This is a genomic window from Vibrio ostreicida (genome assembly GCF_013074385.2).
GTDB lineage: Bacteria > Pseudomonadota > Gammaproteobacteria > Enterobacterales > Vibrionaceae > Vibrio > Vibrio ostreicida.
The window spans coordinates 94,244-110,643 of record NZ_JABEYA020000017.1; the positions used below are offsets into that span (position 1 = coordinate 94,244).

At 44.6% G+C, this 16,400-nt stretch carries 20 protein-coding genes; 19 read left to right on the forward strand and 1 reads right to left on the reverse strand.

Going from position 1 to position 16,400, the window contains the following annotated elements; translation table 11 throughout:
- Window positions 1-62 precede the first annotated feature (62 nt).
- The 12 genes from HLM86_RS16985 to HLM86_RS17040 all read left to right on the forward strand — a co-directional run bounded on the left by HLM86_RS16985 (window position 63) and on the right by HLM86_RS17040 (window position 9,463).
- Window positions 63-452, forward strand: coding sequence for a hypothetical protein (locus tag HLM86_RS16985; protein ID WP_076587889.1), 390 nt, complete (start codon window positions 63-65; stop codon window positions 450-452).
- Complete coding sequence (locus tag HLM86_RS16990) at window positions 449-1,903, forward strand: EscC/YscC/HrcC family type III secretion system outer membrane ring protein (RefSeq protein WP_170883353.1); 1,455 nt, start codon at window positions 449-451, stop codon at window positions 1,901-1,903. Before HLM86_RS16985 ends, HLM86_RS16990 begins: the two co-directional genes overlap by 4 nt.
- A 12-nt stretch (window positions 1,904-1,915) precedes the next feature.
- Window positions 1,916-3,121, forward strand: coding sequence for a type III secretion system inner membrane ring subunit SctD (gene sctD / locus HLM86_RS16995; RefSeq protein ID WP_076588122.1), 1,206 nt, complete (start codon window positions 1,916-1,918; stop codon window positions 3,119-3,121).
- Window positions 3,122-3,129: 8 nt separating this feature from the next.
- Window positions 3,130-3,324, forward strand: a complete 195-nt coding sequence (locus HLM86_RS17000; protein ID WP_076587894.1) for an EscE/YscE/SsaE family type III secretion system needle protein co-chaperone — start codon at window positions 3,130-3,132, stop codon at window positions 3,322-3,324.
- Window positions 3,325-3,360: 36 nt separating this feature from the next.
- Window positions 3,361-3,708 (forward strand): hypothetical protein, encoded by a 348-nt coding sequence (locus HLM86_RS17005; RefSeq protein ID WP_076587896.1) that lies wholly within the window; start codon window positions 3,361-3,363, stop codon window positions 3,706-3,708.
- Window positions 3,709-3,904: 196 nt separating this feature from the next.
- Entirely contained in the window at window positions 3,905-4,468 is a 564-nt protein-coding gene (gene sseB, locus HLM86_RS17010) for a type III secretion system translocon protein SseB (RefSeq protein WP_076587898.1), read from the forward strand.
- A gap of 39 nt (window positions 4,469-4,507) precedes the next feature.
- A complete protein-coding gene (locus HLM86_RS17015) occupies window positions 4,508-5,299 on the forward strand; it encodes a secretion protein EspA (RefSeq protein ID WP_076587900.1) in 792 nt (263 codons plus the stop codon).
- Window positions 5,300-5,308: 9 nt separating this feature from the next.
- A complete protein-coding gene (locus tag HLM86_RS17020; RefSeq protein WP_076587902.1) occupies window positions 5,309-5,794 on the forward strand; it encodes a SycD/LcrH family type III secretion system chaperone in 486 nt (161 codons plus the stop codon).
- Complete coding sequence (gene sctE, locus HLM86_RS17025; RefSeq protein ID WP_076587905.1) at window positions 5,775-7,214, forward strand: type III secretion system translocon subunit SseC family protein; 1,440 nt, start codon at window positions 5,775-5,777, stop codon at window positions 7,212-7,214. Before HLM86_RS17020 ends, sctE begins: the two co-directional genes overlap by 20 nt.
- A 14-nt stretch (window positions 7,215-7,228) precedes the next feature.
- Window positions 7,229-7,819, forward strand: coding sequence for a type III secretion system translocon protein SseD (gene sseD, locus HLM86_RS17030; protein ID WP_076587907.1), 591 nt, complete (start codon window positions 7,229-7,231; stop codon window positions 7,817-7,819).
- A gap of 67 nt (window positions 7,820-7,886) precedes the next feature.
- On the forward strand, window positions 7,887-8,375 hold the full coding sequence (locus HLM86_RS17035) for a type III secretion protein (protein WP_076587909.1): 489 nt from the start codon (window positions 7,887-7,889) through the stop codon (window positions 8,373-8,375).
- A gap of 14 nt (window positions 8,376-8,389) precedes the next feature.
- Entirely contained in the window at window positions 8,390-9,463 is a 1,074-nt protein-coding gene (locus HLM86_RS17040; RefSeq protein ID WP_076587911.1) for a hypothetical protein, read from the forward strand.
- Between the two features lie 183 nt (window positions 9,464-9,646).
- Here HLM86_RS17040 and HLM86_RS17045 read toward each other — a convergent pair whose 3' ends face one another.
- The gene (locus tag HLM86_RS17045) at window positions 9,647-10,345 is read right to left on the reverse strand and encodes a substrate-binding periplasmic protein (RefSeq protein ID WP_076588124.1); all 699 of its coding nucleotides are present in this window, start codon (window positions 10,343-10,345) and stop codon (window positions 9,647-9,649) included.
- A 266-nt stretch (window positions 10,346-10,611) separates the two neighbouring features.
- Between HLM86_RS17045 and HLM86_RS17050 the strand changes: the two genes are divergently transcribed.
- The 7 genes from HLM86_RS17050 (at window position 10,612) to HLM86_RS17080 (ending at window position 16,399) form a co-directional block, all read left to right on the forward strand.
- Window positions 10,612-11,721 (forward strand): porin, encoded by a 1,110-nt coding sequence (locus HLM86_RS17050; RefSeq protein ID WP_076587913.1) that lies wholly within the window; start codon window positions 10,612-10,614, stop codon window positions 11,719-11,721.
- A gap of 9 nt (window positions 11,722-11,730) precedes the next feature.
- Window positions 11,731-12,141 carry a type 2 periplasmic-binding domain-containing protein gene (locus HLM86_RS17055; RefSeq protein ID WP_076587915.1) on the forward strand — a complete coding sequence of 137 codons (411 nt, stop codon included), beginning with the start codon at window positions 11,731-11,733 and terminating at the stop codon, window positions 12,139-12,141.
- A gap of 53 nt (window positions 12,142-12,194) precedes the next feature.
- Entirely contained in the window at window positions 12,195-13,808 is a 1,614-nt protein-coding gene (locus HLM86_RS17060) for a methyl-accepting chemotaxis protein (protein ID WP_076587917.1), read from the forward strand.
- 1 nt (window position 13,809) lies between these two features.
- Window positions 13,810-14,889, forward strand: coding sequence for a hypothetical protein (locus tag HLM86_RS17065; protein WP_143678170.1), 1,080 nt, complete (start codon window positions 13,810-13,812; stop codon window positions 14,887-14,889).
- A 292-nt stretch (window positions 14,890-15,181) separates the two neighbouring features.
- The gene (locus HLM86_RS17070; protein ID WP_076587921.1) at window positions 15,182-15,883 is read left to right on the forward strand and encodes a helix-turn-helix transcriptional regulator; all 702 of its coding nucleotides are present in this window, start codon (window positions 15,182-15,184) and stop codon (window positions 15,881-15,883) included.
- Between the two features lie 10 nt (window positions 15,884-15,893).
- A complete protein-coding gene (gene sctF / locus HLM86_RS17075; RefSeq protein WP_076587923.1) occupies window positions 15,894-16,109 on the forward strand; it encodes a type III secretion system needle filament subunit SctF in 216 nt (71 codons plus the stop codon).
- Window positions 16,106-16,399: an EscG/YscG/SsaH family type III secretion system needle protein co-chaperone gene (locus tag HLM86_RS17080; RefSeq protein ID WP_076587925.1), complete on the forward strand. Its 294-nt coding sequence runs from the start codon at window positions 16,106-16,108 to the stop codon at window positions 16,397-16,399. Before sctF ends, HLM86_RS17080 begins: the two co-directional genes overlap by 4 nt.
- The last annotated feature ends 1 nt before the right edge of the window (window position 16,400 follow it).

Consider the following 16,400-nt stretch of genomic DNA (forward strand, 5'->3'; position numbering starts at 1 on the left):
CTGATACCAGAAAACCCCCTATCCATAGATACTGAGCATGAAATCAAAGAAAGAGGTTTCTCATGATTGAACGTTTGGTAGCAATGGGGTTGGTAGAGACAGATCAACGGTCACAAGATAGTGAGTGGCAAGGTCAGTGCGCCCGTCGGCCACTAAAATGGCTCATTGCCGAGCATTATATCGCTCTAGGTCTCCGTATTGAACCACCACCGCAGCCACAGTGGGTGGCACAGGCGTCATTAGTATTGGCGGCCTGTGAAGAGGGTTGGGATTGTTGTCTTGATCATAGGGATGAACAATGGATTTTTTGGCGTTGCTACTCATGCAAAATTGACGATGAATCCTTGGTTTCCTCGGTAAAAATGCAACTGGCCCTCGCTCGATATCTTGAGCAAGAACTGTTGAAACCGACACCCGTCACTCACTCACGTATTTGGAGGAACAAACTATGAAGAAATTATTATGTTGGTTGCTTCTGGTTACGATCAATGTGGCTCATGCTGCTCCCATTTCGAAGGTTGAATGGCATGGAGAACCGTTTGTTTTATACAGCCGCGGGACGTCATTGAAATCAGTTATTGAAGATGTCGGGAGAAACTACGGCATTCCTATGGAAGTCAGCAGCCAAGTCAATGATACATTCAGTGGCCAGATCAATGGCAAAACACCTAAGCAAATCATGACGATGTTGGCTCAACAGTATGGTTTAGTTTGGTATTTTGATGGTGACTTACTGCACGTGAATAAAGCGCGTGAAGTGACCAATGAAGTGATTTCTCTTTCTTCTCTTTCTAATCAGGAAGCCACGCGCTATATCGCTAAAGCGGGGTTTCTCGATAAAGTAGGGTGCGAAGTCACCTCTATTGCCGGACTTCATGCACTGCAAGTTAATGGGGTTCCTTCCTGTATTAGTACCGTGAGTAAATTTGTTCAGCAACTGGACAATGATTCAAAACAACATGCGCAGTCCCAGCGAGCGGTTAAGATTTTTCCACTGAAATACGCGTCAGCCACCGATACGGTTTATAGCTATCGCAGTCAGGATGTGACCGTTCCTGGAGTTGTCTCGGTGCTTAAACAAATCGGTCAAGATGAAACGGTCGATCAAAGTACCAAGGGGACAACGAGCTTTTCCGCAGATTCGAGGCAAAACGCGGTCATTATCCGAACCAACAAAATGGATATGTCGATGTACGCTTCTTTAATTAAGCAACTCGATATCACGCCAACCATGATCGAAGTGTCAGTCACCATTATCGATGTGGACACGTCTGACTTCAGCCAACTTGGGATTGATTGGTCTGCGGCGGCAAAAATTGGAGGGGGCAGTTTGTCGTTCAATCAGGGCGCACTGAATAGCGATAATTTCTCGACGGTCATTGGTAACACCGGCAATTTCATGATTCGTCTAAACGCGCTCGAACAGAACTCCAAAGCCAAAGTACTGTCAAGACCTTCGGTTGTGACGCTAAATAATGTTCAAGCTATCTTAGATAAAAATGTCACTTTTTACACCAAAGTAGAAGGCGAAAAAGTGGCCAAGCTGGAGTCCGTAACGACTGGGTCCTTGTTAAGGGTGACGCCGCGGCTGGTCAGTGAAAAAAATCACAACAAGGTTATGTTATCGCTCAATATTCAGGATGGGCAGCAAGCGAAGCCATTGAGCAGTAAGGATCTATTGCCTCAGGTAGAAAATTCAGAAATTGCCACTCAGGCGACGTTAAAAACAGGAGAAAGTTTACTGTTGGGCGGTTTTGTTCAAGAGAAAGATCAGACGGTACAAAACAAGATTCCACTGTTAGGCGATATACCCTTGGTCGGGGGCCTATTTAGAAGTACTGACCACAGTAAACATAGTGTGATGCGCCTGTTTCTCATCAAGGCAGAACCCGTCAATCAATAAGTGGGCATGGCTATGAATAGTAATAATAAACTCTTGTGGTTGACAGGGCCGATGCAAGGACGAGAGCTTAGATTACCGCAAGGCGAGCTCTCGATGGGGCCCAGCGGTGACATCATGGTCCCTCTTGCTGAACGAGATAAATTGAACATTTCGGTCGATGAAAACGGCGTTTATGTCAAAGACGGGATTAAAGTGCGGGCGAATGGCACATTAATCAATATTCAAGAGCCGCTGCCGATGGGCCAGCCAATAGAAGTGTGTGGGGTTGGTTTCATCCTAGGAAAAGAGGAACAGACACTGGTTTGGCAAAAGCTGCCTGCTCATGCAAAACGCACACAAAAAAGTGTAGGCAGAGGCGTGTTGGTTTTGACGACCTGTTTGGCGATCATTCTTATGGCAGTGACGCTGATGTTGCCGCCAAAATCTAAGCCGGTCTTTGATCCACAGATTTGGGTGAACAGCCAACTTACTGTGCCTTCAATGAATCAGGTGAAGGCTAACTGGGGTAGTGATGGTGTGTTGACGCTCTCTGGTTATTGCGGCAATTCAATCGCGATGTCGAAGCTAAAAGAAGGGCTAAAGCAATATTCGATTCGCTTTAATGCCAAAGTTGTTTGTTCGGACGATCTTGTCAGCAACGTGACCTCTGTGCTCAACGCAAACGGGTATCAAAATGTCCAAGTACTACCCACTAGGCGAATGGGAGAAGTCAGAATATCCGGTGCAATACAGTCCGGTGAAAAGTGGGACAAGGTGTCACGTGAGCTGGAGGAAATTCAAGGGCTGAAGCATTGGCAAGTGGCAAATGATATGGGTGGCTATGTGATTAAATTCATCCAATCACTAAGAGACAAAGGTTTGCTTGACGGTTTGATGGTGGAAAGACGTCAAGACAGCATCATGGTCACAGGCCCGATTAGTACCAGTGTCAGGTTTGAAATCCGTCAGGTAGGTAAGGCATTGATGGCCAATACAGGCCAGAACATTGACGTTCGTTTTGAAAATATACCAATACGCGACAACCTATCTCGTTATCTTTCCGGCCATATTGTCAGCTATGGAGGAAACAGCAGTAATCCGTTCGTCGAACTAAGTAACGGTACTCGGCTAAAAATGAATAGCAAGCTTAGTAGTGGTTATGTGGTCAGTCATATTGATTTAAAAGGGCTCGACCTAAGCCGAGACGGAGAGCTGATACACATCCCATTTATTTTATAGGAGTTACTATGCCACGCATTACTCAATTAGAGACGCAGTTAAAGAAGGACCCAAGCTGTCAGAAAGTATTTAACGATCAGCTTGATCGTGCTCGTGACCAACTCAATCAAGCCGATAAGTCAGTGGGCCGCCCTATGTATTTGGCTATAGATGCGGCACAAGAGGTGATCAACACGCTATCACAACGTTACCACTCAATATGATTAACCCTATCGATAATAGAGAAACAGGAGATAACAATGGATACCTTTAACGAGATTAAGTCTGTCATGGATGATCTGAACAGTCGCCGTAGCGCCTTGGCTGAGCAAATGAAGGAATTTCAGCAACTGCAAAGAGAGATTCAGGTCTTGGTTGATCAATCGGGCCATAGCCCTGAGGCGCGTGACAAACTGGAAAGGTTAAATCAGGCATTTCCGAATGGTTTTCAAAGTGCTCAACAGGCGTTAATGGCAAAAGTGTTGCAAGTTGAAGAAAACTTTAAAACGTTGGAAACGGGCTTAAAAGAAGCGGGTTCAACGGAAGATGAGCCGAAATCTGAGGCACCGATTCAAGTTAAAAAGCGTGCGCTAAAAAGGTATATGTGAAAAAACCATTGGTGATGATTAATTGTCAAAAATAGAAATATTTTAAAATCTGGTATGACCACTTCGCTGAATGATTTTTACATATTAGGAATTTAAAAAACATCAGTTCTATATGATGAAGTTATGAGCTAAGAAAATAAAATGACATTGATGATGTATGGCTCATTTAAATTAATTAATAAAAGAGGAAGTAATTATGCCAACTACAGGTCCAGTACAAGGTAACAGTATCATTAACTCTCAACAGACTGATGATATAAAAAATAACATTGCTTCACGAGGTGATGCGGTACTTTCAGGCGGTATTGCCGTTCTTTATACATTTATGAACTTACTGTCTGAGATGGCGGACGCAAAATACTCACAAATGCAAGCAAAGGCCGATGTATCCCGTAACGCTCAAGATATGGCGAACCAAGTGGATGAGAAGGTTGCAGAAGCCGCTAAAGAAGGGGATAAAGCGACACGTACCTTGCCTGAAGGTGTGGTGACGTACATGCGTGACAACGGCTTTACAGTCGATGGTATGACCATTGACAACTATTTGTCTAAAAACGGAACCAAGTTAGATCAAGGTAAATTAAAAGCCGTTAAGTCTGCGTTGGAAACCGTATCAAACCGTGCTTCTGATTTTGTTTCTCAGTCCCAGCTACAATTGCAAAAATTGATGCAGACATACAATGTAACGGTCAGCTTATTAAATAGTATGCAAACAATGCTAGCGGAAATGAACAAATCGATAGCACAGAATATTCGCTAACCACTTATAGTCTCTGTCTATATTAATAAGGAGTTTTTTATGCTTCAAGTTGATAAACCTGCAAAGAGCTTGTTGTCAAGAAATAATGGCGACGTGGAAATTAGAAATGCGATTAAAGGAGACAGTGTATTATCTGGTGGTGTAGACGTTTTATATTTATTTATGAATTTACTCTCGGAACTTGCTGACGCTAAATATGGACAAATGCAAGCGAAAGCTGATGTCTCTCGTTCCGCACAGGAAATGGCTAACCGAGTTGATGAAGTAGTGGCTCGGGTAGCGAAACAAGGGGATAAAGCCATAGGCCAACTGCCGACTGACGTCGTTAACTATCTGTCGGACAATGGGTTTACCGTCGATGGTATGTCGATCAGTGATTACCTCAAAAACAGCGATCCATCGACAAAGTATCTCGATAAGCTGAAAGAAAAAATTGCTGAGAGCGGTGCCGTTGGGATGCAATCTTACCGTTGGCAGGATGTGGTCACTTACATGGATCAGCACGGCATCAAAGTCGATGGTCAACGAGCGTGTGACTATATCTGGAGCCGGCCGGAAGTGGGCTTTAGATCTGGGCAGAGAGTAAGTAAACAACACATGGAGCATATTGCAGATGCACTTCAAGCGGCAGGTGGCTTAGACCAAGGCAAGCTAAAAGCCGTTAAGTCAGCACTTGATACTGTGTCGAATCGAGCGTCGGACTTTGTATCTCAATCTCAGCTCCAGCTACAAAAACTGATGCAAACCTACAACGTGACAGTCAGCCTGCTCAACAGCATGCAAACCATGCTAGCAGAAATGAACAAGTCCATTGCACAAAACATCCGATAGGAGGGCGTTATGGTAGAAAAAGACTTTGAAACCTTGCAGACATTTCTTCAGCAAGGTGGATCAATGAAAATGTTAGCCGATGTGGAACAACATGATCTGGATTTACTGCATCGCTACGGCAACCAACTGATGAACTATGGCGATTATCAGGGTGCTAAACGTATCTTCTATCTCTTGATGAAAATCGACCAATGGAACTTTGATTACTTTTTTGCGCTGGGTACTTGCTGTCAGCAGCTTAAAGAGCACGAGGAAGCCATCTTCTGCTTTGGTCGCGCCGGAATTGTCAATGTTGAAGATCCGCGCAGCCCCTATTATGCCGGTGAAAACTATCGTGCAGTCGGTAACGCAGAATACGCGGTGAAATCCTACAACGCAGCACTAAGAGTGTGCGACTGCCACTCTGACAGTAAGTGGGACCACATTGCTGAAAAAGCGAATCAAGCCCTAGCTCAATTTAATCAGGAGGCATGTTATGACTCAGTTTCAAGTTAATAATCAAAGCCCGGTTACCCGTCTATCTGCGGGTGAGATCCATGACGATACCCAAGTCACTAAGGCTCGCCTGCCTGACAGCAGAAACGCCAGCAATGTCGTCGATACAGTCAACAGCCAGCAAAAAAGCAAAGTCGTCAGTGCTGATGTGGCCACCGAAGCCTTGCAACGCGTTCTATCCGCTTTTCATAAAGGAGATGACGTCACCGTTAGCCAGCTAGAAAAAGCGTCGATGAATGACATGGTGCTTATGGCTGCGAATCTGGGGCTCAAAACGTTTGGTGAAACGGCAAACGCCGCCGCTAAGGCCAGTCGACTCATGACGGATACACAAGAGGTTCTTCGTGACCAACAAGTGAAAGAATTCCAAGAACAATTAGCCAAACGTATTGAGCAATCGGAAAAGGCGCACAAAGGTGGGATTTTCGGTGCGATCTTTGACTGGATTATCGGTGCAGTTGAAGCGATAACCGGCGTGTTCAAGCTCATCGAGGGAGCCGCTCGGATTGCCGTTGGTGATGTTGCGGGTGGTGCTTTAGACATGGCCAGTGGTGCCGCCTATCTGACCGCTGGTGTTGCTGGCATGGTAAAAGCGGCAGCTGAAACCGCCATTCTTTGCGGAGCAGATAAAGAAAAATGCCAACAAGTTATTGATGTAGCAGCCAAAGTTCAGCTAGGTGCAGAAGTGGTTGCGATGGCACTTGATATCTTCCAGGCTGGCCGCGCTATTTCAGCGACGCGTTCGATTGCGAAAGGCACCGAAACTGCGATGAAAGAAGCAGCCCCTAAATTGGTGGAAAGTATCGGTAAAGGCGCGACCCAGGAGGCGACCAATATTGCCCAACAAGTGGGCAAACAGGTCTCGGAACAAGTCGCTGAGCAAGTCAGTAAACAGCTGATGAATGGTGTCGCTCAGGGTGTCGAGAAAGTTGCAGAACGTGGTGGTCAGATTGCGAAGTCATTGGGTAAAGCATTTAGTGAAGAAGCGATTCAGCAACTTGTCACTAAATCTGTGGAAAAAGCAGCGACAGCAGCCATTGAAAAAGGGGCGCAGATCACCGCAGAGCAGATTACCAAACAAGTGACCACCATGGTTCGCAACGAAGTGATCAAAACCGTTATTAAAGCGTGTACATATACCTCGCTTGGGCTTATTCGCGCATCGGCAGGCTCTGGTCAGGCCATTACCGGAGGGGTAATCAGTGAGGAAAAAGCCAAACTTCAAAAAGAAATTGAAGGATTGATCGTTCAACAGAACCTAATGGAATTTTGCTACGAATGGTATGACCAAGCGAAAGATCAGCAGTCAAAAACGATCAAAGATCTTGTCAACAAACAGGGGGACTCTCTTGAAAACTCAAGTAAAGTTATTAACGAAACGGGCATGTTACAAGTACGCATTGCAGCTTCCGCAGTGTAGCTAAGGGGACAATTATGACAGACTTACACGTATCAAATAATGCACCAGCAATCACCACGCACTCTGACAGTATTGGTCACGATGTGTCGGGTAGTGAAGCGATGGATGCGATTGCTCAACTTAATGAACTGATGGTTAAGCTTTCTGAAATCTTTCAAAAGCTTCGTAACGTGCTTCAAGAGTACAACCAAAAACAGCAGCTTTTGGGCTGGGACGTACAGAAAGCATCAATGGATACCAAGCGTGATGCGATAGAAAGTACGTTTGACGCTGCGTCTTTGTCTGGAGGTTTGCAGATCCTATCCGGTGTTATCGGTATGGCAGGGGTCGGGGCATCAGCAAAATTTGGTGAGGCGGCAACGCACCTTGGTCAGGCGCTCGGCAAAGGCGTTGAAGGAGCCGGTACAATGGGTTCTTCTTCAATGACCAAAGACGCTGACCTTGAAAAAATGGAAAGTGAATTCCAAGCAACCAACGCACAAATTTATGCCAAAAGTACCAATGAGCTCGGTGATAAATCACGTCAAGTTTCAGAACAGATGCGCTCCTTGATCAAAGAGTTGGTTGAGTTGCATGGTCGAATTTCTTCCGCCGTACACAACTAAATTCATGGACTATGAACACAAATAAAAGTACCGCCTATGCGGTACTTTTTCGATGATGGAATCATTTATGAAAACAACAAATTTTCTTTCTATCGACCTTAACCAGGTGTCTGAAACAATCAAAGCGGTGATCGGTGGCCATCAAACGTTGGCTGAGCTCAATCAAGTGGAAGACAGCCAACTCGATCAATGTTATGAGAGTGCCATCGCGCTTTACAATGAAAGCCGCATGGTGGAAGCGTTGCCCAAGTTCGCTTATCTTGCGATGCATAACCCATGGTGCCGAGACTTTCTTTTCGGCTTAGCCTCAACCCTTCACGCATTACAACAAACAGAACATGCCTTGGTTTTTTATGGGTACGTGACTCTAATGGATGCTTGCGATGCGGGTGCGACGTTTCGCATCGGACAATGTTATTTGTCACTTGGTAAGAAAAATGAAGCAATGGATGCATTGTACACCAGTATTGAGCAAAGCTTTCTTACGCCCGAGCAACCCGAGATCCGTTCATTTGCCCAATCATTACTTGATGATATTACTGATCATCGAATCTAGAAAAGGAGCTATCCATGCCAAACCTTCAGGAAATCAGAAACACTGTCCTTACGCCTTTGTCTGTTTCACAGGACACCGCTTTGAGAAATTCGCATTCAATGACATTGGCAGGTCTCGACCTTGCATCACGCTTTGATGTAGCACAAGTCCCGTTAAAAACATCTCACTCGGTCAGCGAGCGACTGGACTTAGCTGAATTTGATGTAAAAACTCACCAAAAGAATGCAGAGACGAAATCCAAAGCTTTTGCACAACAACAAATCCAACAATTCCGTGAACTTGAAGTCAAAGCACAGGCTGCCGGGATAGACGTGGCCAAAAAAGCGTTCTTTAAAGAGCTGTTTAATGTGGCATTAGCAGGCGTGGGACTTGGCCTATCCGTGCTAGCGACGGCGGTCACTGGGGGAGCGGGTGCTCCAATTCTTGCTGCCGCCAGTGTTGCTTTTACGCTCGCGGTTGCTGATGCTGGATGTGCGCTGGCAAATTGGTATCGCGCTGCTCATGACGGAGAAGGGCTCAAAATGGGCTCAGACACAATTAGCAACACTCTTTACGCCTTATTAGATAAAATGGGGGTCAACGATGACAATGCCGAGTATTGGGCAAGAGCAACATCCACCACACTTCGCCTTGGCTTGACCATAGGAACGCTATTTTCAGGTATGGTGTCACCGGCCAACGTTCCGGGAGCGCTTGGCAGTGCAATGTCGACGATTAAAATCGCTAAATTAGGTGTGGGCGCGGCTGGAAACTCAGCCTTGAGCTTTCAGTTAGATAATACTAGCAAAGCCAAAAGCAAGGTAGGTCAAGACCTTAAAAATCATCAAGAAGCAATGACAACGAGCCAGCTCGACAAAACGAAAGAACAACTCTCTCGTACAACGACCAATCTAGATCGTGAAAGAACATTTTCAGACATATTGGCGCGAAAAAATGAGCAAGTATTTAATCAACTCGAACGGGCTCAACACGCGATTGAGCAAAAAGATAAAGCGATACTGGAGTTAACAGAGAAACTTAAATTGTTTATTCAATCGGGAGTCAGTGGGCCAGAAATTCAACAGCTTGCGAGTGAGCATTTTACGTAAACATAGCCGCTATTGGCCTTAAATAACGGCTATTTCTTCCGTTAAAAACGGCGTATCACTGTTCACCTAACTCAATCTAGGGGGAAGGGGATACGCCTTTATTTTTGGCCAGCGCGCGACCTTCAGACGTGAGTGACGAGAAGGAAAAGAGGTGGGTAAAAAAGCCAGAAATAGAGACGATGATCAATCGGACGCTTGTTGTTGTTTTGCTCGATCCTGCATAAATGCTTTACTTGACTCTTCAAGCTGAGGGCGCAAATGAGCTTTTGATACATGAATAAAATGATAGAGGGGTTCGCGTGATATGGCGGGACTGGCCAATTTAATGTTAGAAAATGCGCCATTTAACGCTTCGAACATGACTTTAGGTGCAAGCCACACATCAGCTCTTCCTTTCGACAGCATTAATGCGCCTTGTTTCTGCGACTGGACCAAATGCAATTTTTTGTAGTTTTTTAACTTTTTTACATAACGTGTGCCATGGTGAGAGACCACCACCTTGTCACTGAGTTGCGACAAATCTTCGTAATACTCATCGCCAATCGTAAATAAATAGATTTCCATATAAGCCAACGGAACATCGATCTTTAGAAGGCTTTCTTCTTGCTCCAAGCTGCCGATCCTGAGATCCAACGCATCGTACTGCCCTGACAGTACACTTTTAATCGCCCGTTCATTGGGCAAATAAATGAACTTTGGTTGCAGCGCGGCATTGATATAAATCCTTTCAAGATCACCCTCGACACTCAGCCCGAATTTTTTGTTTATTTCCGAGTCTCGATAGACTTGGCCAAGTGCGATTTCGACGACTTCTGGCTCAGAGGCAATTAGGGGAGTTGCAGAAAGAGCGACCGTTAACAAAGTGATTATCTTTATCTTCATGTCCATCATTTCACTCAAATGGGCGTTAATCCGAGCCGACTTACGGACTACTTGAAACCCAATTGTAGTCTAGCTGACCCTATCTTGCTGAACTTAAAATCGAATGACGAAGTGACGAATGGCGCGATAACACAAGTATTCAAATTTTTATTGTATTTTGTGCGGCCTCAAAATTTATGGGCTAGTGTTTGAGATGACTGATTATTTTGGTCAATGGTTTAGTGAAAAATGCCTTCAAAGGGTAATCATTTAAGGACGATATTAAGATGATACAACTTGGAAAAACCAATAAGATCACTTTGGTGCTCAGCAGTGTGTGCCTCATTTACTCGGATTTAGCACTGGCCGAGATAGACTGGCGAGGTTATGCGACGATCGCAGGTGGAAGAACATTCGAAAACAGAGATTACGATACCCTAACAGATGAATTGCGGATTGATAAGTTGTCTGTGGTCGGACTTCAGGGCTCTTCGGATCTGTCAGATGGCTTGAGTGCTACTGTACAATTGGTGGCTCGCGGGAAAGACGATTTTGACCCCGAGTTTGAGTGGGCTTACGTCAAATATCAGTACAACGATAACCTTGACATCAAATTCGGACGGCTTAGAGCGCCGTTTTACTATTACTCCGAATATCTGGATGTGAGTTACGCATATAACTGGATTTCTCCACCGATTGAAGTGTATGCGAGCAACGTGACCAATTACGATGGGATCAACGTCTTTTATGCCAATAATGTGGGTGACTTTGATTATTCTGTTTATCTGGGTTCAGGCACGAGAAATGTCACACTGACGGCTGGAGATCTGTCGGGCACGTACAATATTATTTCGAATTTTGATGTGAGTTATGGCGATTTTAAAGCAAAACTCATTTATTCACAGTTTGATATATCACTGACAAGTACAACATTGGTTACCGTTCAGTCTAGCTTCACTGATTTACCTGGTGCTTTTGTCATTGAAGATATGGGCGGGCATATTGCAGGTGTGGCTGGCTATTATGACCCAGGTGAATATTACTTAGGTGTGGAGTATGCCGAGGTGCGCTTCGATGACGACGTGATCTCGATTTCTGAAGATGACCGTTTCTTAGCTACTGTAGGTTACAGAATAAGTGACTACACTCTTCACTATTCTTATTCCACTTCAGACAAGTCGAACGGCTTAGACCGCGTGTCCACCTCAGATAGCCGATACAGTACCGCGAAACAAGTCGCAGATGCGGTCCTTTCTGAAGACCAAACACATATTGTTGGTGTGCGATACGATTTCCATTCAAACGCGGCTTTGAAGTTTGAATATGGTTATACCGATAACGACTATACCGATCAAGATACACAGTTCTTTAGAACTGGTGTCAGCATAATTTTTTAAGGAGGTTACATGAAAAGACTAATGATGATGTTAACAACACTATTGTTTTCGTTCAATGCAGCCTCAGCCGTCGTTGTGATCGTAAACAAATCCAGCTCAGCGGTTCTGGATAAAAAGCAAATATCAAGGATTTATCTTAATCTTGATAAGAAGTTGGAAAGCGGCCGTCCGATTATTCCAATTGCTCATGTTTCATCGAGCCCACTTGCGGCAGAGTTCAACAAAAACGTGGTGGGTAAGTCAAGCTCACAATACAAGGCATACTGGTCTAAGCTTATATTCACAGGCAAGGGAACACCGCCGAAAGAGGTTGACAGTGACGATGAAGTGATACAATTAGTCGCGAACAACCCAGATCTGATTGGCTACGTAGAAAAAGGAAGTGTCACTGATGATGTGAAAGTCATTGGCGAATTTTAGACGATTGGGCTTAGGCATCGCCTAAGCCCACTACCCATGATGTTGGAGCTCTTATGAAATCACTTTTCATTTCTATACGAATGAAAATTCATTCCATTACGGCGATCGCTTTGTGTGCATTTTTGTCGATTGGCTATTTGAATGTCAGTTCGATAAGTACCAACAAAGTATTTTTGGATAAACTTTCTGGTGAGCAATTTGCGAATACCATTGCCGCAGAGCTCGCCAACCATGCGATTAATGAGATTGAAAGTCTGTTTACACAGAGCGTCACCTTCGGTGATGAAAGCATCCTAAAGGAGGCGCAAACAAAGTCTGGTGAATTGATGGACAAGCTCATGGCTTTGAGCCGCAACTCTAACACCGTTTCCCCTGAATTAATTGATGAACTCAGGCAATATGTCGCTCTTTCTGAAAAGGTTTCGCAAGCCATGTTGGGCGGAGACTTTGATGGGGATTTTGCTGTTTTGAGCCAGACAGCAAACCAAAAGAGTGCCATCCACGGACAGCTTGTTGCTGATCTGAAAGCGGTGGTTGAGCAAGAGCGTGTAAAATTGAGACAACTGGCATTGGAGAGCAACGAATCGCTTGAAAGCCAACTAAAAATAATTTTGGCCATTTCCTGTATCTCAATACTTTTTGTGGTCATCATTGCTCAAATTATCGCAACAAACGTCTCGTTTTCAATCACTAATATATCAGAAAATTTAAGTAAGTTGAGTGAAGGACGGGGGGATCTGTCTTATCGACTTAAAACAAAAAGTAACGATGAAACGGCACAACTTGCCAATAATTTTAATCGTTTTGTGGCGAGTCTTGAGACGTCGATTACCGCAGTGGTATCAGTGTGTAATCCGATGCTGGGCATTTCAAAAAAGCTCAAGGTGGGAACGTCGAGTTCGACCCATGAGATGGAAAAGCTCAGCACGTTGTCTGAAGAGTTAGTGAACGAAATGAGTGCGCTTGCTTTGAGTGTGGATCAAGTTGCGCTGTCGACCAATGAAACGTCGGAGTTGATTGTAGAAGCACAACAGGAGCTGAGCTCTTGTGAGAAAAAGATGCGTCTCTCAGAATCGGAATCAGAACAACTCCAAGAAGATTTACAAAATACCTATTCGGTTATTCAAAATTTGGCTTCAGATACAGAGAACGTCACCAATATCTTAAGTGTTATTAATGACATTGCTGACCAAACCAATCTTTTGGCGCTGAATGCCGCCATTGAAGCGGCGCGAGCGGGAGAGCAAGGAAGAGGGTTTGCGGTTGTGGCTGAAGAAGTGCGCGAGCTTGCTTCAAGAACGGTCAAATCGACAGAGCAAATCAATACGCTATTGAGTAATTTGATTGAATCGGTGCAGTCAGCCAACTCGGTGTTAGAGACGTCAAAAGATCGGGCATCTTCGAACGCGGATACGGTGTTACAAGCAGGTGAGTCGCTTAAGCTTATTTCTCAACAAGTACAACAAATTCAAGGGCAGAGTGTATCAATCAAATCGAGTACGGAAGAGCAAACTCAGGCCACAGAAAAAGTGAAATCAAACACAGAACATTCTAGGGTGGCGATAGGCACTACATTAGATACAGTCGGCGATGTTGGCAACCTCTCGGTTGAGCTTGCTGAACTGTCGTCAAGTTTGTCTAAAGCCATCAGCACGTTTTCTAAATAACGTGAGTCGCACAGAATTGAACCCCTGCGGGCTGCTGTATTTAGCGATAACGTGTGCTGCTTTTGCCTCGTCACTGAGCGCCTCAGAGGTGTTCATCAGCGGCAGCCTATTTTATGCGCCGTCCGAGAACGATTACATTAAAGGTGAGGATATTGGTGACTCCTACGTTAAAATCACCCTTGGTGATGATTGGCACGGGTTTAGGTTTAAATCTTCGGTTCTCTCAGAATTATATGAGAATGATATCCAGATTTCTGAGCTTTTTATTGAAAAGGATACGGGCGAATATGGTCGTTTTTCTTTCGGTAGAAAAAACCTATTTAGTGATAGAGTTTACAATTCGCTCCTCTACCCTTGGTTGTCCTTTCCCCGTGAGGTCTATCCCCTCAATGTGACTCGTTATGAAGGCGTTGAATGGCGTTTTCCATGGAAGAACCATAACTTTAGGGTCGTTTCCGGTAAATCAAATAATAATGAGTTGGGGCAGAATACCTTAGATTTAACGGTTCCTATCGGGATGGATATCAAGAGTGATTGGCATTACCTCAAAAGTCGCATCACGCTAGCAAAAACCACGGCGGATTTTACAGGCAGTGGGCTTGAGGCAATACAGAGTGGTCTTGTTGGCCTTGATAATACCGTCGCATTGGATGACCAAGCGTCCTATTACTATAACGTTGCCCTTGAAGTGCCTATCGGTTCGTTTGTGTTGTCCTTTGACACAACAAAGATCGACTATGGTGAAACCCAGTATGTGTTATTTGAGGGGTATCGTTATCGTTTTCTGGCCGGGGCAAAGATGAAACCAGACATTTTTGTTTACTATACGTTAGGCCGAAGCCATTCAGAGAATGACTTCAGTGCCTTGCTGTCTCAATACCCCGCGACGGGCGCGCAACTTTACGGCACGTTGCAAACAAACCAATATGAATCCCATCATCTTGGATTGGTTAAGCACTTGTCACGCCGTGTCCAATTGAAACTTCAAGGTGGCGTTGCAACAAATCAGTACACTTCCGACAAGGATACGTTTCTTTTATTGGGTGTGAGTTTTTCCAGTGCCTTGATTGGCGCTAATTAGAACCCCAAATAACCCCCTATAATTCACGTTGTGATTTTGTGGCCTCACTTCTCTAGTTAGGCGTCTCTCTGCTTATGTTTACTCGATAAAACCAACGAACCATGGTCGTGTGGCTCTTTTCCAATACGTTTAACCCTCGACTCATCATCAAGTTTTCAGTTTAGGAAAGGGCACTCTCTTAATTTCGGCTGGAGTTAACACCAGAGTGTCTAACTCAGGTGTTGACCTGATACCAAGAATCACTTGACAGAGGCAAACTAACTACAACAGAAAAAGACATAAGGTCGTTGATATGAAAGCATTGCAAGTGGTGTTGTTTTACAAGCCCGGTCATATCGATTATCACGGAAAACGCATTGAGGTTGGCGAAAATCAGCTTTTGATGGTTGGTGAAGATGCTCATATTCATGCGTCGTCACGACAAGATTGGATGAGTGTATTCTTTTACCCCGGTGAAGTGTGTCAAGTTTACCCGTTACTGACTGAGCTTGTTAGCCAACATTCTGCAGCCCGAGGCCACTCAAATGGTGACGTCAAGTCTGTCCCCGTATTTGATGAATTGGTGAATGTCATTGAGCAGCTTCACAAGGTCAGTAAAGATGTCATGTTGCGGTTTGTGTTTACGTACTGTTTAGAAATGGACAAGCCGTATTTTTCCGACTTACTGAGTCAGTATTCAGACCCTAATGACAAGGTGTTTGACTTCATGCATCAACATTTATACGAGCAATGGCCTGTGTCTCGTTATGCAGAAATGTTAGGTATTGAAGTCACTAAGCTGAACACTGCCTTCTATAAATATTACGGTCAATCGACAAAAAGTTGGCTAACTCAGAAGCGCTTAAGCTATGCCAAACAAATCATTTTAGAAACCAATAGAAAAATTGCCGACGTGGCCTTTGATTCTGGCTTTAGTAGCCATTCACATTTCATTGGTGCATTTAAAAAACGCTACCAATGCAGTCCTTCAGTTTTACGATCAGGTAAGAAATAGGAGTCAGACCATGGATCTTAACGCGATTATTAGCCAACTATCTCAGCGGTCGACGCAATCTGCCCAAGACATCAAAACCAAAATGGCTCAGGCTGATCCGAATGACCCTGATCAAATGATGCAAGCTCAGTTTGCTATGCAGCAGTATTCAAACTTCATCGGGTATGAGAGTGCCTTGATTAAAACCGTCAAGGACATGGTGCAGGGGATCATAGCGAAAATATGAACAGTTCAGATAAACAGCTGTTGGTAGAGGCAGCTATCGCCGCGGCCAACCATGGTTTGGAAAAGCAGGCGTTGTGTATTTTGGAGGCGTTTGCCGACCTGATTAGCGACCCGATCGACTGCCAAGTTTGTTCAAGTCTTGTGTACTTCGCGTTGGACAAACGTCCGCAAGCGATTCGCGCATTAAGTGGTCTTGAGGGACCTCAGGCAGAAGGTCTGCGTTTGCTGTATCTATCAACGGCAGAGAAGGCGGATACTCACAAAATTTGTTCACTGATTACTGGGGGTTAAC